The organism is Pseudomonas juntendi (assembly GCF_009932375.1).
Taxonomy (GTDB): domain Bacteria; phylum Pseudomonadota; class Gammaproteobacteria; order Pseudomonadales; family Pseudomonadaceae; genus Aquipseudomonas; species Aquipseudomonas juntendi.
In genome coordinates this window covers 1-448 of record NZ_BLJG01000561.1, presented here as the reverse complement: position 1 = coordinate 448, position 448 = coordinate 1, and the positions used below count along the sequence as shown (strand labels likewise).

The 448-nt window shown below is 56.7% G+C and carries 1 pseudogene; it reads left to right on the top strand.

Annotated features, from left to right (window positions below):
* Positions 1 to 297: 297 nt before the first annotated feature.
* A pseudogene (locus tag GYA94_RS28410) lies at positions 298 to 448 on the top strand (aspartate aminotransferase family protein); the annotation flags it as partial.

The window sequence follows — 448 nt, the reverse complement described above, 5'->3', positions numbered from 1 at the left end:
TCAGGGCGGCGGCCAGCAACGTCTTGCCCATTTTCTTCATGCGTAATGCTCCAGAATTTTTGTTTAGCCTTCCGTTCAGCTGCCAGAACCCACGGTGCAGAGCGTGCGGCGACTGAAACAGTCGCTAGTCTGGCAAGTTACCGGGCCCTGTATCAAGGAAAGCAGGGCCTGGTAACGACTTAATGTCACTTCGCTAGCCTAGCAAACGCTCACCGAATCGCTTCGAGTGTCAGGTCCAGGCATTTGCGCGCCTTTTCTACCAGCTCATCAATCTCTGCATGGCTGATCACCAGCGGCGGCGCGATGATCATGGTCAAGGACAAGGCCACCCGCAGCCGTTACGAAGGCAAGGGTGTGGGCATGATCTGCCGCAACTTCTGTTTCGAAAACGGCCTGATCATGCGCGCCGTGGGTGACACCATGATCATCGCGCCGCCGCTGGTGATCA